This is a genomic window from Nonomuraea sp. NPDC003754, from assembly GCF_053605785.1.
This window is the reverse complement of sequence record NZ_JBSGJX010000040.1, coordinates 68558-85542: the sequence shown is the minus strand read 5'-3', so window position 1 is coordinate 85542 and position 16985 is coordinate 68558. Positions and strand designations below refer to the sequence as shown.

Here is a 16985-nt window from a genome sequence, read left to right as displayed (position 1 = left end):
CTGGCGGCCGGCCCTGGACGCCCGGCGGGGCCTGCCGGCCCTGGCCGGCGGCGGGCGGCGCGCCGCCCTGGTTGCCCAGCAGCGAGACGAACTCCTGGCTGCCGGGGGCGGGCGCGCCGTGCGGCCCGGAAGAGGTCCCGAGCGGCGGGCGCGCGGGCGGGATCGCGGGGGTCGGCACGTCGGCCGGGTCGGTGACCTGCCGGGAACCCTGCCTGCCGGACTCCGGCATGGTGGAGAGCTCGTCGGGCGTCCTGGCCGGCCCCGACAGCCCTGACAGCAGCCGCGCGGTCTGCTCCGCCAGCTCCGCGGCCTTGGGCCGCTTGGCGGGGTTGCGCTGGAAGGCCGCCTTGAGCATCGGCTGCAGCTCGCGCGGCGCCGCCGACACCTCGGCCTTGCCCGCCGTGATGTTGTAGAAGATCATCTCCAGCGTGCCCTTGCCGAAGGGCGGCTGGCCGGTGGCGCCGAACAGCACGGTGCCGGCCCACGCGTGGATGTCGACCTCGGGGCCCGCCTCCTGGCCCTCGATGATCTCGGGCGCGAGGTAACCGGGCGTGCCGATGAACATGCCGGTCTGCGTCAGCCTGGTCGCGTCGACCGCCTGGGCGATGCCGAAGTCGATGAGAACGGGGTCGCCGTCGAGGATCAGCACGTTGCCCGGCTTGAGGTCACGGTGGATCACACCGACGGAGTGGACGGCGGCCAGCGCGGAGGCCACCCCGTGCGCGACCCTGACCAGTGCCGGCAGCTCCAGCGGTCCGTCCTGCTTGACGACCTCGTCGAGGGGACGTCCGGGCACGTAGCGGGTCACGATGTAGGGCCGGTGACCTGTCACGTCGGCGTCGAGCACCTCGGCGATGTACTTGCTGCGCACCCGCCGCATCGTGTCGACCTCGCGCGAGAGCCGCCGCCTGGCGACGTCGTCGCCGGCGACCTCCGCGCGCAGGACCTTGACCGCCACCTGCCGCCCCTGCGGGTCGACAGCGAGGTGGACAACGCCCATTCCGCCTTCGCCGAGCCGCCTGAGCAGCCGGTAAGGGCCTAGTCGGTCATCGTTCATGGCAGAAGCACCATATCGGCTCAAACCCCGCCCCAGAGATGAACCTCGAGGTCACATTCCCACGCAGGTGTAACGTCTGACACGCCCCCATGGGTTTCCCAATCATCGGTATCGCCTCAGTCTCAATTCGCCAGATCCAGGACCTCCGCGGTCTTCAACCCCGCCAGCGCCGCCCCCGGCAGGGCGAGCTTCGAGTGCCGCACCCCGCTGCCGATGACCACGTCGGGATGCGCGGCCACCCGGGCGTCGACCAGGATCGGCCAGTCGTCGGGCAGACCGAGCGGGGTGATGCCGCCGTACTCCATGCCGGTCAGCGAGACGGCGTCGTCCATCGGCGCGAAGCTGGCCTTGCGCGCGTCGAGGTGTTTGCGCACCACACCGTTGACGTCGGCTCGTGTCGTGGCCAGCACCATGCAGGCGGCGTAGCGCACCTCGCCGCCGCGCCTGGCGGCCACCACCACGCAGTTGGCCGACGCGTCCATCGCCACACCGTAGGTTTCGCAGAAGGCCGCCGTGTCGGCCAGGTCAGGGTCGATCTCGGCCACGCGCACCTCCTCCTCCATGTGACGTACGGCCAGCGCCACCGGTTCGGCGAGCAGATCGAGCCGATCGAGCGCGGAAACCCAGTGCAATGTCATGACCAGGACCCTACGCCTCACGCGGACGCGGCGGCCCGCTGATGGAGCTGGGTCACGGCGCTCCTGGCCGACTCCATGGCGCCTGCCTGCCAGGCCACCAGATGAGTGAGCCAGTCACCCGCAAAGTAAACCCTTCCAGACGGACGTTGCAGGAGAGTGAAGGACGAATCAAAGGATGGCCAGCGAACCCACCCGCCCTGCAGGTGCGGCTGGCGCTCCCAGGCGATGGAGACGCTCGACAGCAGGTCCGCCCGGTACTTCTCGCCGTGGATCTTCTTGCCCTGGGTGAGCGCGCGGCGCCTGCGGTCCTCGGGGGTCAGCGCGCCGTACAGGTGCGCGGCCTCGTCGGCGTTGTAGTAGCCGACGAGCAGTCCGCGCTGGGCGTGGTAGTCGTGCGACGGATACCAGATGTGGGTGATGTCGAGGTCGGTCTCGGTGACGCCGCCGTAGATGCGGTCCTCCAGCTCCCACCAGCGCCTGCCGTACTCCAGTCCGATCTTGCCGGCGGCGACCGGAACGGGGGTCTTGAGGGCACTCGTAACGTTTGCCCCAAGGTTGTGGGAAATCTTCGCCAGCACGTGCGGTGGGAGGGTGGCCACGCAGAAGTCGGCGGTGAGCTCGCCGCCGTCCCAGGTGACGGTGACGCCGTGGTCCTGGTTCGTGATCGCGGTGACTCTCGCGCCGGTCCTGATGCGGTCGCGGCCGACGGCCGCCACCAGCTTGACGACGATCGCGTCCATGCCGCCGACCGGCTGGAACATCGGCGTCGCCTGGTCGTAGCCGAAGTCGTTGGTGATCGCCCGGCCGACCCCCGCCGCCAGGACGTCGTGGACGGACACGGGCCCGGCGATCGCCGTCCCGCCGTCCATGCCCGGGTACCGGGTGAAGCCGCGGCGCTCCGAACCCTCGTAGGACAGCTTGGGCCCCAGGTCGCCGAACCTGCGCAGGAACTCCAGCAGGCGCTCCTGGTCGTCCTCGGTGAGCCTGCGGTCGAGCGTGCCCTGGTGGGTGGCCTTGGCCAGCAGTTCCGCGATGTAGCCGTACATGTCGGCACGGGCGGTCCTGTTGCGGACCGTCCGGCCGTTGGTGTGCACGTAGGCGGCGGCGTTGGTGTTGACGAACGTCTCGACGGGGATGCCCAGCTCGCGGCAGTAGTCCATCGTGACCATCCACGGCGCGATCCTGCCGGGCCCCGCGTTGAAGTAGACGCCCTCGCCGAAGCGGACGTCCTGGGCGGGGCCGTTCAGCTCGGTGAGCCGGTCGCCGCCGCGCAGGGTGAGGTTGCGGCCTCCCGTCCGGTCGCTCGCCTCCAGCACGGTGCAGTCGTAGCCCGCCTTGCCCAGCTCGTAGGCGGCGGTCAGGCCCGCGACGCCCGCGCCGAGGACGACCACGGACCCGGCGCCCTTGCCCTTGAGCGTGAAATCCCCCTGCCGGGGCGGGGTGAAGGCCTTGTCCTGCGCCGAGGGGGCCATCCCGAGCGCGCCCATGGCGGCGTACATCGCCCCCGCGCCGCCCGCCGCGCCGATCCCGACCAGCAGGCCCCGCCTGGTGAGCGTCGCCCGGTCAGCCATACGGACCGCTGCCGCAGGCCACCTGCCCGCCGATCGTCGCGAACAGGCCCATCAACGCCATGATCTCGGTGAAGTCGCCGGTCACGAACTCGATCTCCCGCGGCCCCGCCTGCTTCACCCCGGGAACCAGCGCGCAGGCCGCCGCGATCGCCGTGGAGTTCCACTCCACACCCAGCGTGTACGGCCTGGCCGCCGCGTAGGGCGTGAAGTCGCTCAACCGGGCAAGCGCCCGGGCCGCGCCCTCACGGATGCGCGCCTGGGCCAGGCTCGGCGGCAGCAGCTCGGCGGAGAACTTGTCGATCCCCTTCTTCACCGCGACCGTCTCCACGTCGCCGAGCACCCCTCTGGCCTCCTCGCCGACCGCCTCGTCGCCCGCGACCAGCACGACGGGCACGCCGTGGAAGCCCGCGCAGGCGGCGACCAGCCGGGTCTCGCCGCACGGCTCGCCGTTGAGGAAGACGTTCTGGATCTCCTTGCCCATCCAGGTGTGGTTGAGCACGCCGTGCTGCACCCCGGCGCGGGCGTGGTAGCCGACGAACATGGCGGCGTCGAACGAGGCGTCGAGCCCCTGCGCCATGCGCTGCGACTTGCCGGGGCCGCGGATGAGTGTGGCGCGGGGGTCGAGCAGGTCGATCCGGAGGTTCTTGGTGGAGCCGTGGGCGTCGTTGACCAGCACGCTGGTGGCGCCCGCGGCGAAGGCGCCCTCGATGGCGGCGTTGGCGTCGGCGGTCATGAGCTCGCAGCCGCGTTCGTAGCCGCGCTTGCCCGCGTGCATCTCCTCCGGGTCGGTCAGCCCGGTCACGCCCTCCATGTCGACCGACAGGTAGACCTTCACCTCATCGCCTCCACTCGCCCGCGGCCCGGTCCGGACCCGCCCGCGCGCCTCTCATGAGAGAGCCGTGCGGCTCCTCCGACGGTCACGCGCCCCACGTCTCCACCCGCCGCTCCTGCGCCGCGTCCATGAACCCGACCCGCGTCGCCATGAAGTCCGCCACCTGGTCCCGCCACGCCCGCGGGATCTCCTCGACCGCCGGCCGGTAGCAGTGGTCGAGCCACGCCGTCGACTCCTCCGTCGCCCGCAGGTGGTGGGCCGCCTTCGCGAACGGCGTCGTCTCGATCCCGGGGACGCGCGCGCAGCCGTACTCGATCATCTCCTGCCCGCCGTACGGCGGCGGCTCCTGCCACTTGCGCGCCACGGGACGGTTCGCGGTGATCGGCGTGTCCATCGGGCGGCGCTCGACCGCGGCCTGGATCAGCTCCTTGTACAGGCACTTCCCGCACGTACGGCAGGGCCCGCCGGTGCCCCTCAGGCACCACCTGACCTGCGCCTTCAGCGGCGAGTTCAGCGCGATGCGCATCGTGACCGCCTCGCTGACGCCGCCCACGGGCAGCACGATGGGCACCCCCGCCGCCGCGAACAGCCGCCCCCACGCGCCGTGCGGCGCCCACATGGGGTTGTCGGGGGTGAAGCGCAGCAGGTAGCGGTCGCCGCCCAGCCACCGCGAGCCGAGCTCGTAACCGAACGCGAGCCCGCCCAGGTCCATCTCGTCCGCGAGCAGTAGCGCGCCCGCCGCGACCGCGTGGTGCTCCGGGTAGCCGGGCCGCGGCTCGGCCAGCGTGAACTCCAGGTCGGACTCGACCGTGGTGACCTCGCGGCCCGTCTGTGCGGCGAGCCTGGCCAGCACGTCCGACCGGTAGTGCGGCCAGCGGTTCGGCACCCGCTGGTGCGGCACCCGCCTGAAGTGCACGAACGGGGCGTCCGGGAAGATCGTCGCGGCGGCGACCGAGTCGGCGCCGCCGCTGTAGGAGATGGCCAGCGTCCTGCCCGCCGCGCGCGGCGTCCCGCCGACGGGCCCGGCCTCGACGCCCCACCCGTCGTGCAGCACGCGCGCCAGCTCCGGCGATATCGGCCGGTCGAAGGTGATCCGCCTGCGCGTCCACGGCGCGACGACGGTCCACGCGGCCACCGCCCACAGGTCGTCGTGCGCGTCGCCCGGCACGCCCCTGATCTCGCACGAGTTGGTGGCCAGCTTCACCGGGTGGCCGTCGGCGGCGCTGCCGGTGATCTCGTCCTCGGGGTCGAGCCGGAACGTCAGCTCTCCCCCGCTCCAGCTCACGCGCACGAGCGCTCCTTCAGCTCGTCGATCGCCTGCCAGACGAGCACCTCGTTCTGGAGCACCTTGTCGAGCGCCTGCGCGGTCTCGAGCGCCAGCCGGTGCGCCTCGTCCGCCTTCTCCGCGACCTTGGGGTCGGGGCGCGGCCCGGCGGGCCCGGGGGCCGCCCTGAGGCGCCGCACCTCCTCCTGGAGGCTCGTCACCTCCCTGCGGAGGGTCTGGACCTCCCACAACGCGTCCTTGATGTCCTGGCGGTGGTCGGCGACCGAGATGTAGCGGGAGTCGAACCACGAGCGCACGGCCTTCCTCAGCCGCGCGGGGACAAGGACGCGCATCATGAAACGCCACGATAGCGGCAAACCCTCTGCCACCCGGGCCTGTCGGGATTCTGGAGATTGACCAGAAATCAAGCTCTTCAAGCCCGGCCAGACGTTCGTCGGGATCCTGCGCGTGCAGGACACCCCCGTGGGTGACGACTGGATCGTGTGGGAGGCGCAGGAGAACGGCAAGAACGCGGTCCGCCTGCTCGTCACCGACCGGCGCTACGACCGCAACCCGGTGTACGACGGCCCGCGCGACGCCGTCATCAAGGAGTGACCAACCCCCGGCACGCCGCTCCCGGGGGTCGCGCGGAAGGTCGCCGGCGTCGCGGGACCCGGGGGCTCGGCGCGAAGGCGAGCCCCCGGGATGGAAGGGTCAGCGGCCGGTGAACGTGGGCTTGGCCTTCTCGGCGAAGGCGCGCATGCCGGTCTTCGCGTCCTCCGTGGCGAACAGGCCGGAGAACTGCAGCCGCTCCACCTCGAGCCCGGTGTCCAGGTCGACCTCCAGCCCCGCGTCCACGGCCTGCTTGGCGGCCCGCAGGGCGACCGCGGGCCCGCCGACGAACGTGGCCGCCCACGCCAGCGCGGCCTCGTAGACCTCGGCGTCGGGGACGACCCTGTCGACCAGGCCGATGGACAGGGCCTCGGCGGCGGTGACGTGGCGTCCGCTGAAGATCAGGTCCTTGGCGCGGGCCGGGCCGATCAGGCGGGGAAGGCGCTGGGTGCCGCCCGCGCCGGGGATGATGCCGAGCTGGATCTCGGGCTGGCCGAGCTTGGCGCCCTCGCCCGCCACGCGGAAGTCGGCGCACAGGGCGAGCTCGCAGCCGCCGCCCAGCGCGTAGCCGGTGATCGCGGCGATGACCGGCTTGCCGATGCGGGTGACGGCGGTGAAGCAGTCCTGGAGGGTCTTGGAGTGGGCCGCCATGTCCGCGTAGGACATGTCGGCCATCTCCTTGATGTCGGCCCCGGCGGCGAACACCCGCTCCCCGCCGTACAGGACCACCGCCTGGACGCCCTGGTCTGAGTCCACGGCGCGGGCGCACTCGGCGATCTCGCGCTGGACCTGCCCGTTGAGGGCGTTCATCTTCGGACGATCGAGCCTGATCGTGGCGATCTGGCCGGACACCTCGACGCGTACAAACTCACCCATGGGGCGACCTTATCCGGCGGCGGGGAAGAAGAGCACGGGTCCGTCGACGCCGACCTCGACCATGTCGCCCACCTGGTGGACGGCGACGCCTCTGGTCCTGGCGCGGATCACCACGCCGTCGTCCATGGTGACGGTGACGGCGGCGTCGTGCCCGAAGAACTCCACCCGCGCCACCCGCCCCCTCGGCGCCGCGGACGCCGGGGTGCCGGCCTGCCCGTTTCCTGCCCCGTCGGCCGGAAGGGCGGAACCGGCCGTCAGGGTGACCTGTTCCGGGCGGAGGGCGACGAAGCCCGCCCCCGCCACCCCGTTCGACCGCTGCCGCAACCGGCCCAGCGCGCACGAGGCGACCCCGCCCGACGAGATCGCGTCCAGCACGACCGCCTCGCCCACGAACGTCGCCACCCCGAGATCGACGGGCGACGCGTACACCTCGGCGGGCGTGTCCGACTGCACGATGAGGCCGTCGCGCATGACCGCGACCACGTCCGCCATGGACAGCGCCTCCTCCTGGTCGTGCGTGACCAGGACGCACGTCGCCCCCGCGCGTTTCACCGCCGACCTGACCTCGTCGCGCACGACCCCGCGCAGCGACCTGTCCAGCGCGTTGAAGGGTTCGTCGAGCAGGACCACCCCCGGTCGCGGCGCGAGCGCACGGGCCAGGGCGACGCGCTGCTGCTGGCCGCCGCTCAGCTCGTGCGGCATGCGGGAGCCGTACCCCGCCAGGCCCACCAGTTCGAGGCACTCCTCGACCCGTGACGACCACTCCGCCCTGGAGCCCCCGCGCGGGAGCCCGAACCCGACGTTGCGCGCGACGGACAGGTGCGGGAACAGCGCCGCCTCCTGCGGCACGATCCCCACCCGCCGCTTCTCCGGCGGCAGCGCGGTCACCTCGCGCCCGCCCAGGGAGACCGATCCCGCGTCGGCGCGTTCGAAGCCCGCGACGATCCGCAGCAGGGTCGTCTTCCCGCATCCGGAGGGGCCGAGCACGGCGGCGAAGCTGCCCTCCCGCACCGACAGCGAGGCACCCCTGAGCACCGGCGCGCCGTCGAACGCCTTCACGATCCCCGAAACGGTCAGTCCGCTCATGCCTCACGCCTCCCGAGCAGGAATCCCGGCACCGCCGCCAGCAGCATCAGCAGCGCGGCGTAGGGGGCCGCGGCGCCGTACGAACCTGAGCCGGTCTGTGTCCACAGCTGGGTGGCCAGCGTGTCCATGCCGGTGGGCCGCAGCAGCAGGGTGGCGGGCAGTTCTTTCATCGCGGTCAGGAAGACCAGCGCGGTGCCCGCCGCCACGCCGGGCAGTGCCAGCGGCAGCGTGACCGACCTGACCGCGCCGAGCGGGCCGCGGCCGAGCGAGCGGGCGACCTCCTCCAGCACGGGTGGCGACTGCACGACCGAGGCCCGTACGGCACCGACGGCCGCCGGCATGAACAGCACCGCGTAGGCCAGCACGAGCAGCGGCCACTGCTGGTAGAGGGGATAGGCGTAGCGGACGGCGAAGAACACCAGCGACAGCGCGATCACGATGCCGGGCAGCGCGTGCCCGACGTAGGACGACTGTTCCACGAACCTGGCCGCCCACGTGCGGTGCCTGGCCGCGATGATCCCCACGGGCACGGCCAGCGCCCCCGTCAGCAGCGCCCCTGCCGCCGAGACGCCGAGCGTGGCGGCCACCGACTCCCCGAGGTCGGCGGCGTCGATGCCGCGCGACGAGCCGTCCAGGAGCCAGTAGCCGATGCCGGCCAACGGGAACCCGACGGCCAGCGCGGCCACCGCCGCCGCCCAGCCCGTCGCGGCGACCCTGGCGACGGGGGTCATCCGCACCGTGGTGCGCCGCCTGGCGGGGGCGCCGCGCAGCGCGTAGGCCGCCTTGCCCCGCGAGCGCGCCTCGCCCAGCACGATCAGCAGCGTGATGAGCACCAGCAGCAGGCCCAGCACGGCGGCGGGCGTGCGGTTGAAGGAGGCGCGGTAGGCGGTGTAGATCTGCGTGGTGAAGACGTCGAAGCGCATGATCGAGACGGCGCCGAACTCGGCGAGCACGTACATCGCCACGAGCAGCCCGCCCGCGGCCGCGGCGGGGCGCAGCTGGCGCACGACGACGGGGGCGCGGCCCCTGCCGAGGGACAGCGCCACCTCCTCCATCGCCGGGTCCATCCGGCTCAGCGTGGCTGTGGCGGGCAGGTAGACGTAGGGATAGCAGCAGAGCGTCAGCACCAGCACCGACCCCCAGAATCCCGAGATCTCCGGGAAGAGGGAGATCCACGTGTACGCCGCGACGTACGACGGCACCGCCAGCGGCAGGGCAGCCAGCACGCCGAACACCTTGCGCCCCGGCAGGTCCGTCCGCACGACGAGCCAGGCCAGCGACAGTCCCAGCACCACGCACAACGCGGTGACGACCACCGCCAGCCCGATGCTGCGCACGGCCAGCTCCGCCGTACGCGAGCGGAACAGCGTGGCGGCGAAGGCGGGCAGCCCGCCCTCCACGGCCCGCACGACGAGGTAGGCCACGGGCGCGAGGGACAGGCCCGCGGTGACGGCCGCCGGGACCAGCAGGGCTGCGGGGATGTGACGGGCCACCTAGACCAGGCCTACGTCCTGGAGCAGCTTGAGCGTCTGCTCCAACGAGTCGAGCTTGCCGAGGTCGACCGCGGGCCCGTTGAGGGTGGCGAGCTTGGGCAGCCCCGGCTCCGCCTCCACGCCCGCGATCAGCGGGTACTCCTTGGTCTTCGCGGCGAAGTAGCGCTGGGCGTCGGCGTCGAGCAGGTAGGCGGCGGCCTTCCGCGCGGCGTCGGCGTGCTGGGCGTTCTTCAGGACGCCCACGCCGGCCACGTTGATCAGCGCGCCGGGGTCGCCGCCGGGCAGGTAGGCCAGGCGGGAGGGCACGCCGCTCTGCCCGCGCTCGGCGACCTTCTCGTACCAGTAGTAGTGGTTGATGAGGCCGAGCCGCAGCGTGCCCGCGTCGACCGCGTTGAGGATCTCGACGTTGTTCGGGTAGCTCTGCGTGCCGTTGGCCTTCATGGCCTGCAGCCACTGCCGTGTCTTGTCCTCGCCGTCGAGCACCCGCATGGCGGTGATGAATGCCTGGAACGAGGCGTTCGTGGGCGCCCAGCCGATCGCGCCCTTCCACTTGGGGTCGGTCAGCTCGAACACGCTCTTGGGCGGCGCGGGCACCGTGCGCGGGTCGTAGACGATCACCCGGGACCGTCCCGACACGCCCACCCACGTGCCGTCGGCCGAGCGGTACTTCGGGTCGACCTTGCCGAGCAGGTCCTGCGGCAGCGTGCCGAGCAGGCCGTGCTTGGACAGCGCGCCGAGCGCCCCGGCGTCCTGGGAGAAGAACAGGTCGGCGCGGGTGCGGTCGCCCTCCTCCATGATCTGGGCGGCCAGCTCGGCGCTGTCGCCGTAGCGCACCTGGACGTCGAGCCCGGTGGCCTTCTCGAGCTTCTCCAGCAGCGGGCCGACCAGGTTCTCGTTGCGACCGGAGTAGACGACCAGCGCGTCGTCGTCGAAGCCCTTCTCACCGCCGCAAGCGGTGAGCATCGCCAGGGGGACGAGCAGGGTGGCGACCAGCCTACGGAGTGACATGAGTTTTCCTTCTCAGCATGATGATCGGAGCGAGAGCCAGAGCGAGCACGAGGACCAGCCACGCGACGTGGTAGGGCCAGAAGAGCGCCCAGCCCTGCCGGTAGTCGGGCAGGACGAGGCGGGCGGCCCGGTAGATCGGGGAGCTGACGTCCTCGAACCCGGAGACCCAGGCGATGCGGCCGGCGAGGCCGTCGGCCACCAGCAGGCCGTAGGTGACCACGCCCGCCGCGCCGAGCAGCGCGGCCAGCGCCTTCACCGGCCTGGAGGCTGTGGCCACGTAGGCGAGGACGAGGATCAGCGCGAGCGGGAGCGCGACGACGAGCTGGCGGCCCGGCCACCAGTAGCCGTGCATGGTCAGCGCCACGAACGTCGCCGTCAGCCAGGCGGCGGCCAGCGGGAGCAGCAGGACCGGCCGCCGGGGGGCGCGCAGCGCGCAGACGACGGCGGGCACGAGCAGCAGCCAGGCGGGCTGCCAGGCGGCCAGGCCGTAACCCCTGTCGACGAGCAGGCCGAGCAGGCGGAAGGCGCGGCCGGCGTAGTCGGGGTCGAACCCCATCACGCCGAACTCGCCCGACTGCTGGAAGTGGTCGCCGCTGGCGTAGACGGTCCAGCCGCCCCAGACCAGCCGGTGGATCACCAGGTAGGCGGCGCCCATCAGGGCGAACCCGGCCGCCAGCGCCCTCGACCTGGCGCGCCACAGGCCGAGCAGGGCGATGACGGCGGCCACGGGGGCGTACTTCACCGACAGCCACGGCAGGGCGGTGACGACCAGGCCGAACGCCCACAGGGCCGCCGGCCGGGGCCGGCGCGGGTCCGCCGCGGGGCCGGACACCGGCCGGGCGGGCCAGGCGGTCAGGATCGCGACGGCGGCGACCGTCGCCAGGGCCGCGGGCAGCTCCGGATAGACCTGCTGGCCGTACACCGCGAAGGGCGCGCTCGCGAAGGCCAGTGCCACCCCCGCCGTCGCCGCCCGGTACGGCACGCCGAACCGGCGCACCGCCGTCCACAGGGTGAGCGCCGCCAGCGCGCCCGCCATCAGGGCGAGCGTCACCTTGGCCGCCACCCACCCGCCGAGCCCCATCGGTACGGCCAGCAGCACCGGCAGGAGCGGGTCGTGCGGGCTGATCTGCCTGCCGTCCTCGAGCACCTCGGTCTGCACGGGCAGCACCTCGCCGCCCCAGGGCACCCACCTGCGCGCGGCGAGCTCGTCGCTGATGTCGAGGTCGAAGTCCTCGTAGATCGACAGGGCGGTGAGCAGGTACTGCGGCTCGTCGACGGCGACGTGCGCGCCGAAGCTGGCCCGCACCCCGATGCCGAGCAGCGCCGCCGTGGCCGCGAGGAGCGCGACCCCGGCCATCGCCCACCGCAGGGCGATCCGGCCCCCGCCGGACGCGCCGGGGTGCGGGGGCGTCCCTTCGGGGACCGTCGCGGTCGGACGGGGACCGTCGGGCGAGCGGTGGACCGGCGGCTTCATACCGCGCCCACCAGCTCCCCTGATGTCGCGTGCTGGCGCCGGACCACGTCGAGCAGGTCCGTCTCGGGCGTCCATCCGATCAGCGACCGCAGCCTGCGCGTGTCGGCGAGCGAGTCGTGGGGCTCGGCTCCGGACGCGGGCTCGACGACGAGCGCGACGTCCGTTCCCGTCACCGTCGCGACGGCCGCCGCCATCGCGCGCAGCGTGTGCCCGCGACCCGTCCCGAGGTTGACCACGCCTGGCATCCCGGTCAGGTCGACGAGGGCACGCGCGGCCTGCCGGACGTCGGTGACGTCGCGGGTGCGCTCCGGTGACCCGAGCACCCGCAGCGGGCGCCCGGCCACGGCCGCCGCGAGCCAGATCGACAGCGCCATGTCGGGCCGCTGCCCCTCCCCCGCGACCGTGAACGGCCGGACGATCGTGGTCGGCCGCCCGGCGCACAGCGCTTCGAGCCTGGCCTTGCTGCGCGCGTAGCCGCCGAGCGGCCGCGGCGTGTCGGTCTCGGCGCTGGGCCGCCCGTGGCGGGCTCCGCCGTACACGGAGCTGGAGGAGGCGACGACCACGGGCACGCGGCGCGGCACGACGGCCAGCACCCTGGCGGCGGCGAGCACGTTGTCGCGGTGGCGGTGCCATTCGATGCCGGGGCGGTGGTCGCGGACCCCCGGGCGGCCGGCGAGGTGGTAGACGGCGTCGGCGTCCTTCAGGGCGGCGCGGACCAGCTCGTCGTCGTCCAGCAGGTCGGCCGTCAGGACGGTCAGCCCGGGACGGGACGGCTGCGGGATCCTGTCGATCCCGATCACCTTGTGGCCCGCCGCGAGCAGCGTCTCGGTCAGCGCCTTTCCGATGAATCCGGCGGAACCGGTCACCACGCACGTCACCTGCTACCCCGCCTCTCGTTTCTCCTTGCAGGGTAAAGGTAGCCTAACCTCACTTCGCCTGACCTCCAAGGATCCCGATGCACGTCATGCCCAAGGCCCTGCGCCGCGCCGTCGGCGTCGTCGCGCTCTGCGTGGCCGTCTGGTACCTCGCGGACGTGGTCTCGGGTCCCTCGCTGGCCCGGGCCGCGCGCGCCCTGCTCGCCGACCCGCTCGGCCTGGCCGCCGCGATCCTCCTGTACGGCGCGGCGTTCGTGCTGCGCTCGTGGGCGTGGACCCTGGTGCTGCCGGGGCTGCCGCTCGGGCAGTCGTGGGCGGCGATCCACGTGTCGCTGCTGGGCAACCACGTGCTGCCGTTCCGGCTCGGCGAGGCGCTGCGGGTGACCTCCGTGCTGCGCAGGACCTCGCTGGCGCCCACCCAGGTGGTCGCCTCCGCGGTCGGGGCGCGCTCGGCGGACCTGCTGGCCGTCGTCCTGCTGGCCGTCGCCGCCGCGCCCGCGCTGGTGTCGTCGGCCGCGGGGTGGTGGGTGTGGCCCGTCGCCGCGGTCCTGGCGCTCGCCACGGTCGCCGGCTTCGCGCTCGCCGCCCGCCACCGCAGGGCCACCCCGACGCGGGCGGCACCGTCCGGGGCGCCTGGCACCGGCGGCCCTGGGGGCGTCCGCGGCCGGGCGGAGTGGCTGCGGGCGATCGCGGTGTGCGGATGCGCGGCGCTCGCCTGGGTGCTGGAGGCCGCCGTCGTCTACGAGGTCGCCAGGCTGGCGGGTGCGGACCTGTCCGCCGCGGACGCGGTCGCCGTCACCGCCGTCACCATCGCCGCCCAGACCGTGGCGGTCACCCCCGGCGGGTTCGGCTCCTACGAGGCCGCGGCCACCGCCGCCATGGTGGCGCTGGCCGTGCCCGGCGGGACCGCCTTCGCCGTCGCGCTGCTCACGCACGCGGTGAAGACCGCCTACTCCCTCGTCGTGGGCGGCGTCGCCCTGGGCGTTCCCGCTCCCGGCTACTTCGGCCGGCTCCGGCTCCCGCGCCGGCTGCCGTCCCGTCCGGCACCGTGTCCCGTGCCGGACGACGCGCCCGTCGTCGCCTTCATCCCCGTCTTCGACGAGGAGGCCACGATCGGCGAGGTGATCAGGAGGCTGCCCTCGGCCGTCGCCGGCAGGAGCCTGGTCACCCTCGTGATCGACGACGGCTCCACCGACGCCTCGGCCGCCCGCGCGCGTGAGGCGGGCGCCGTCGTCCTGCCGCAGCCGCGCAACCTGGGTCTCGGCGCGGCGGTACGGCGCGGCCTGGCGGAGGCGGCGCGGCTGCGCCCGGCCGCGGCCGTCTACCTGGACGCCGACCTGGAGTACTTCCCCGAGGACCTGGAGTCGCTGGCCGCCCCCGTCCTCAGCGGCGCGGCCGACTACGTGGTCGGCTCCCGCTTCGCCGGCACCATCGAGCGGATGCTGCCGCACCGCAGGTTCGGCAACAGGATGCTGACCGTGTGGATGCGCTGGCTGACCAGGCGGCGCGACCTGACCGACGGCCAGAGCGGCTATCGCGCCTTCTCCCCGGCCGCCGTCGCGGCCGCCGAGGTGATCCACGACTACAACTACGCCCAGGTGCTCACGCTCGACCTGCTGGCCAAGGGCTTCGTCTATCGCGAGGTGCCCATCCGCTACGCCTTCCGGCAAAGCGGTGAATCTTTCGTGAAACTCGGCAAATACCTTCGCAAGGTGATCCCCGCGGTGCATCGTGAGCTGAACACGTGACAGTGGAGGCGCGATGTTACGGCTGGCGCAGCTGGTCGCCGTGGTGGTCAGCGCGGGCTTCTCCTTCGGCGGCGTCATCGGCGTCGTCTACTCCCCCGACCCGCCCGCGCGGAAGGCCGTCGCGTTCGCGATGCTGGCCGTCCTGCTGGCGCTGCACCTGCGCAACTGCGTGCGGCGGACCGACGGGAGCAGGCCGCGCCGGTGGCCGGTGACGCTGGCCGTCCAGGCGGTGCTGACGGCGGCCGGGCTGGTGTGGTTCGCCGGCACCTGGTACGGCAACACCGGCTTCCTCGCGGCCGCCGTCCTGCTGCTGGTCAGAAGGCCGTGGGCGCGCTGGACGGCGTTCTCGCTGGTGCTGGCCGCCCAGTACTGGTCGGCGACGACCGTGCGCGACACGGTGAGCGAGGCGCTCTACCTCGTGGTCGGGCAGGCCGCCTTCGTCGGCGTCGCGCTGTACGGCGTGGTCCGCCTCTACGACCTGATCGTCGACCTGGGCGCGACCCGGGCGGAGCTGGCCGCCGCCGAGGTCGCCCGCGAGCGGCTGACCTTCGCCGAGGAGCTCAACGCGCGGGTCGGCGGGAGCCTCGAACGCGTCGTCGCCGCCCTGCGCCGGCCCGGCCTGACGCGCGCCGAGCTGGAGTCCAGCCTCGCGACGGCGCGAACGGCGCTCACCGAGGTCAGGTCCGTCTCCCACGCGCACCGCGCCGGCGCGCCCGCCAGGGCGGTGGCCGGCGACCTGACCGCCGGAGTGGTGCGCGTGCTCGTGGTCGTCACCCTGCTGCTCATGATCGTGCCTCATGAGGTGCGCCACCTCCTCCAGATCAGGCCGACGGGGCTCCAGCTGGCGGTGTTCGTCGCCGCGCTGGCCGCTTTCGTGGCCCTGTACCTGCGGACCTGCCTGTCGGACGGGCGCCACCGGCGGTGGGTGCTGGCGGCCATGCTGGTGCTGGCCTACGCGCCGACGCTGGTGCTGGGCGCCAAGCTCTGGTACGTCACGACGTTCCTGCCGGGCGCCGTCGTCGTGCTGCTGCGCGGCCCGCTGCGGTGGATCGGGGTGGGCGCGGTGGTGGCCGGCGACGTCGTCTTCCACCTGACGGTCTCGGGCCTGGCCGGCAACGGCCTCGACGTGGCCTACGGCGTCGTCTACCTGACCGAGCGGGCGGTCGTCGTCTACGCGCTCTGGCGGATGGCCAGGCTGACCGCCCAGTTGCGGGCCGCCCGCGCCGAGCTGGCCAGGGTCGAGGTGGCGCGCGAGCGGCTGCGGTTCGCCAGGGACCTGCACGACCTGCTCGGCTACGGCCTGTCCGTGGTGGTGCTCAAGGCGGAGCTGGCCTTCCGGCTGCTGGAGCGCGATCCCGCCGCGGCCGGGCGGCAGCTGTCCGACGGCCTCGACGCGGCCCGCCAGGTGCTGGCCGACCTCGACTCCGTGGCCGCGGGGCGCGCCCAGATCTCGCTGGCGGCCGAGGCCGAGTCCGCGCGGGCCGTCCTGGAGGCGGCGGGCGTCGAGGTGAGCTGGTCCTTCACACCCGTGCGGCTGCCCACGGAGGTGGACGCGACGCTGGCGACCGTGCTGCGGGAGGGCGTCACCAACGTGCTCAGGCACAGCGCGGCGCGCCACTGCACGCTGGAGATCACGCACGAGGCGCCGCTGGTACGGCTGCGCCTGGCCAACGACGGGGTGGCGCCGGCCGTACCCGATCGGGACGGCGGCGCCGGGATCGGCAACCTCGAGGAGCGGGTGGCCGCGCTGAGCGGGCGGCTGCGGGCCGGGCGAGCGGCCGGCCGGTTCGAGCTGGTGGCGGAGCTGCCGCTACAGCCAGCCCTCGTCGGCGGCGATGCGGATGGCGTCGACCCTGTTCCTGGCGTTGAGCTTCATGACCGCTGACGACAGGTAGTTGCGCACCGTGCCCCTGCTGAGCGAGAGCCGTACGGCGATCTCGTCGGCCTGCGCGCCGGTCGCGGCCAGCCGCAGCACGTCGACCTCGCGGGCGGCCAGCGGGTTGTCGGCCTTGCGCAGGGCGGCGACGGCGAGCTTGGGGTCGACCACCTGCTCGCCCTTGACCACCTTCCTGATGGCGTCGACCAGGTCGGCGGGCGGCGAGTGCTTGAGCACGAACCCGCTGACCCCCGAGGCCATCGCCCTGCGCAGGTAGCCGGGCCTGGCGAACCCGGTGAGCACCACGGTGCGGCAGGCGGGCGCCTGGTCGCGGAGCAGGGCCGCCGCGCTCAGGCCGTCGAGCTCGGGCAGCCCGATGTCGAGCACGGCCACGTCGGGCCGCGACTCCAGCACGGCGGGCACGACCTGGTCGCCCCGCTCCACGGCCGCCACGACGGCCAGGTCGTCCTCCAGCGCGAGGACGGCGGCCAGCGTCTCGCGCAGGATGCGCACATCCTCCGCGATCAAGACTCTGATCATGTGAATCCTTCACACGAAACCGGTGAGCGTGGCAC

General features: G+C 73.4%; 16 protein-coding genes. 3 read left to right on the top strand and 13 right to left on the bottom strand.

Translation table 11 applies throughout. The features are described from left to right. The 6 genes from ACWEVS_RS36320 to ACWEVS_RS36295 form a co-directional block, all read right to left on the bottom strand. The coding region (locus tag ACWEVS_RS36320; RefSeq protein ID WP_452555256.1) for a serine/threonine-protein kinase at positions 1–1057 on the bottom strand (1057 nt) is incomplete at its 3' end. 122 nt (positions 1058–1179) lie between these two features. Beyond that, positions 1180–1695: a YbaK/EbsC family protein gene (locus ACWEVS_RS36315; protein WP_449928847.1), complete on the bottom strand. Its 516-nt coding sequence runs from the start codon at positions 1693–1695 to the stop codon at positions 1180–1182. 17 nt (positions 1696–1712) lie between these two features. Next, a complete protein-coding gene (locus ACWEVS_RS36310) occupies positions 1713–3266 on the bottom strand; it encodes a flavin monoamine oxidase family protein (RefSeq protein WP_449928849.1) in 1554 nt (517 codons plus the stop codon). Next, positions 3259–4101 (bottom strand): M55 family metallopeptidase, encoded by an 843-nt coding sequence (locus ACWEVS_RS36305; protein ID WP_449928851.1) that lies wholly within the window; start codon positions 4099–4101, stop codon positions 3259–3261. The genes ACWEVS_RS36310 and ACWEVS_RS36305 overlap by 8 nt, the downstream gene beginning before the upstream one ends. 82 nt (positions 4102–4183) lie before the next feature. Continuing rightward, positions 4184–5389, bottom strand: a complete 1206-nt coding sequence (locus tag ACWEVS_RS36300) for a DUF6395 domain-containing protein (RefSeq protein ID WP_452555254.1) — start codon at positions 5387–5389, stop codon at positions 4184–4186. Beyond that, positions 5380–5718 carry a hypothetical protein gene (locus ACWEVS_RS36295; RefSeq protein ID WP_449928855.1) on the bottom strand — a complete coding sequence of 113 codons (339 nt, stop codon included), beginning with the start codon at positions 5716–5718 and terminating at the stop codon, positions 5380–5382. Before ACWEVS_RS36295 ends, ACWEVS_RS36300 begins: the two co-directional genes overlap by 10 nt. A 112-nt stretch (positions 5719–5830) precedes the next feature. On the opposite strand from ACWEVS_RS36295, the gene ACWEVS_RS36290 reads away from it, so the two are divergent. Then, a complete protein-coding gene (locus ACWEVS_RS36290) occupies positions 5831–5977 on the top strand; it encodes a hypothetical protein (protein ID WP_452555252.1) in 147 nt (48 codons plus the stop codon). 99 nt (positions 5978–6076) lie between these two features. Here ACWEVS_RS36290 and ACWEVS_RS36285 read toward each other — a convergent pair whose 3' ends face one another. Genes ACWEVS_RS36285 through ACWEVS_RS36260 form a run of 6 tightly spaced genes read right to left on the bottom strand, consistent with a single transcriptional unit; the run spans position 6077 to position 12780 of the window. Further along, positions 6077–6850 (bottom strand): enoyl-CoA hydratase/isomerase family protein, encoded by a 774-nt coding sequence (locus ACWEVS_RS36285; protein ID WP_449928859.1) that lies wholly within the window; start codon positions 6848–6850, stop codon positions 6077–6079. A gap of 9 nt (positions 6851–6859) precedes the next feature. After that, complete coding sequence (locus ACWEVS_RS36280) at positions 6860–7936, bottom strand: ABC transporter ATP-binding protein (protein WP_452412415.1); 1077 nt, start codon at positions 7934–7936, stop codon at positions 6860–6862. After that, positions 7933–9429, bottom strand: a complete 1497-nt coding sequence (locus ACWEVS_RS36275; protein WP_449928863.1) for an ABC transporter permease — start codon at positions 9427–9429, stop codon at positions 7933–7935. Before ACWEVS_RS36275 ends, ACWEVS_RS36280 begins: the two co-directional genes overlap by 4 nt. Further along, complete coding sequence (locus ACWEVS_RS36270; RefSeq protein ID WP_449928865.1) at positions 9430–10437, bottom strand: iron ABC transporter substrate-binding protein; 1008 nt, start codon at positions 10435–10437, stop codon at positions 9430–9432. Next, the gene (locus tag ACWEVS_RS36265) at positions 10424–11911 is read right to left on the bottom strand and encodes a hypothetical protein (RefSeq protein WP_452555249.1); all 1488 of its coding nucleotides are present in this window, start codon (positions 11909–11911) and stop codon (positions 10424–10426) included. Before ACWEVS_RS36265 ends, ACWEVS_RS36270 begins: the two co-directional genes overlap by 14 nt. Beyond that, positions 11908–12780, bottom strand: coding sequence for an NAD-dependent epimerase/dehydratase family protein (locus ACWEVS_RS36260; protein WP_452555247.1), 873 nt, complete (start codon positions 12778–12780; stop codon positions 11908–11910). The genes ACWEVS_RS36265 and ACWEVS_RS36260 overlap by 4 nt, the downstream gene beginning before the upstream one ends. An 86-nt stretch (positions 12781–12866) precedes the next feature. Here ACWEVS_RS36260 and ACWEVS_RS36255 point away from each other — a divergent pair, with 86 nt between their 5' ends. Together ACWEVS_RS36255 and ACWEVS_RS36250 are read left to right on the top strand one after the other, a co-directional pair. Beyond that, entirely contained in the window at positions 12867–14534 is a 1668-nt protein-coding gene (locus tag ACWEVS_RS36255) for a lysylphosphatidylglycerol synthase domain-containing protein (RefSeq protein WP_452555245.1), read from the top strand. Positions 14535–14547: 13 nt separating this feature from the next. Then, on the top strand, positions 14548–16419 hold the full coding sequence (locus ACWEVS_RS36250) for a histidine kinase (protein WP_452555243.1): 1872 nt from the start codon (positions 14548–14550) through the stop codon (positions 16417–16419). On the opposite strand, the gene ACWEVS_RS36245 is transcribed toward ACWEVS_RS36250, so the two are convergent. Next, positions 16345–16950, bottom strand: a complete 606-nt coding sequence (locus ACWEVS_RS36245) for a response regulator transcription factor (RefSeq protein ID WP_449928875.1) — start codon at positions 16948–16950, stop codon at positions 16345–16347. The two genes, ACWEVS_RS36250 and ACWEVS_RS36245, sit on opposite strands and share 75 nt — an antisense overlap. Between the last annotated feature and the right edge of the window lie 35 nt (positions 16951–16985).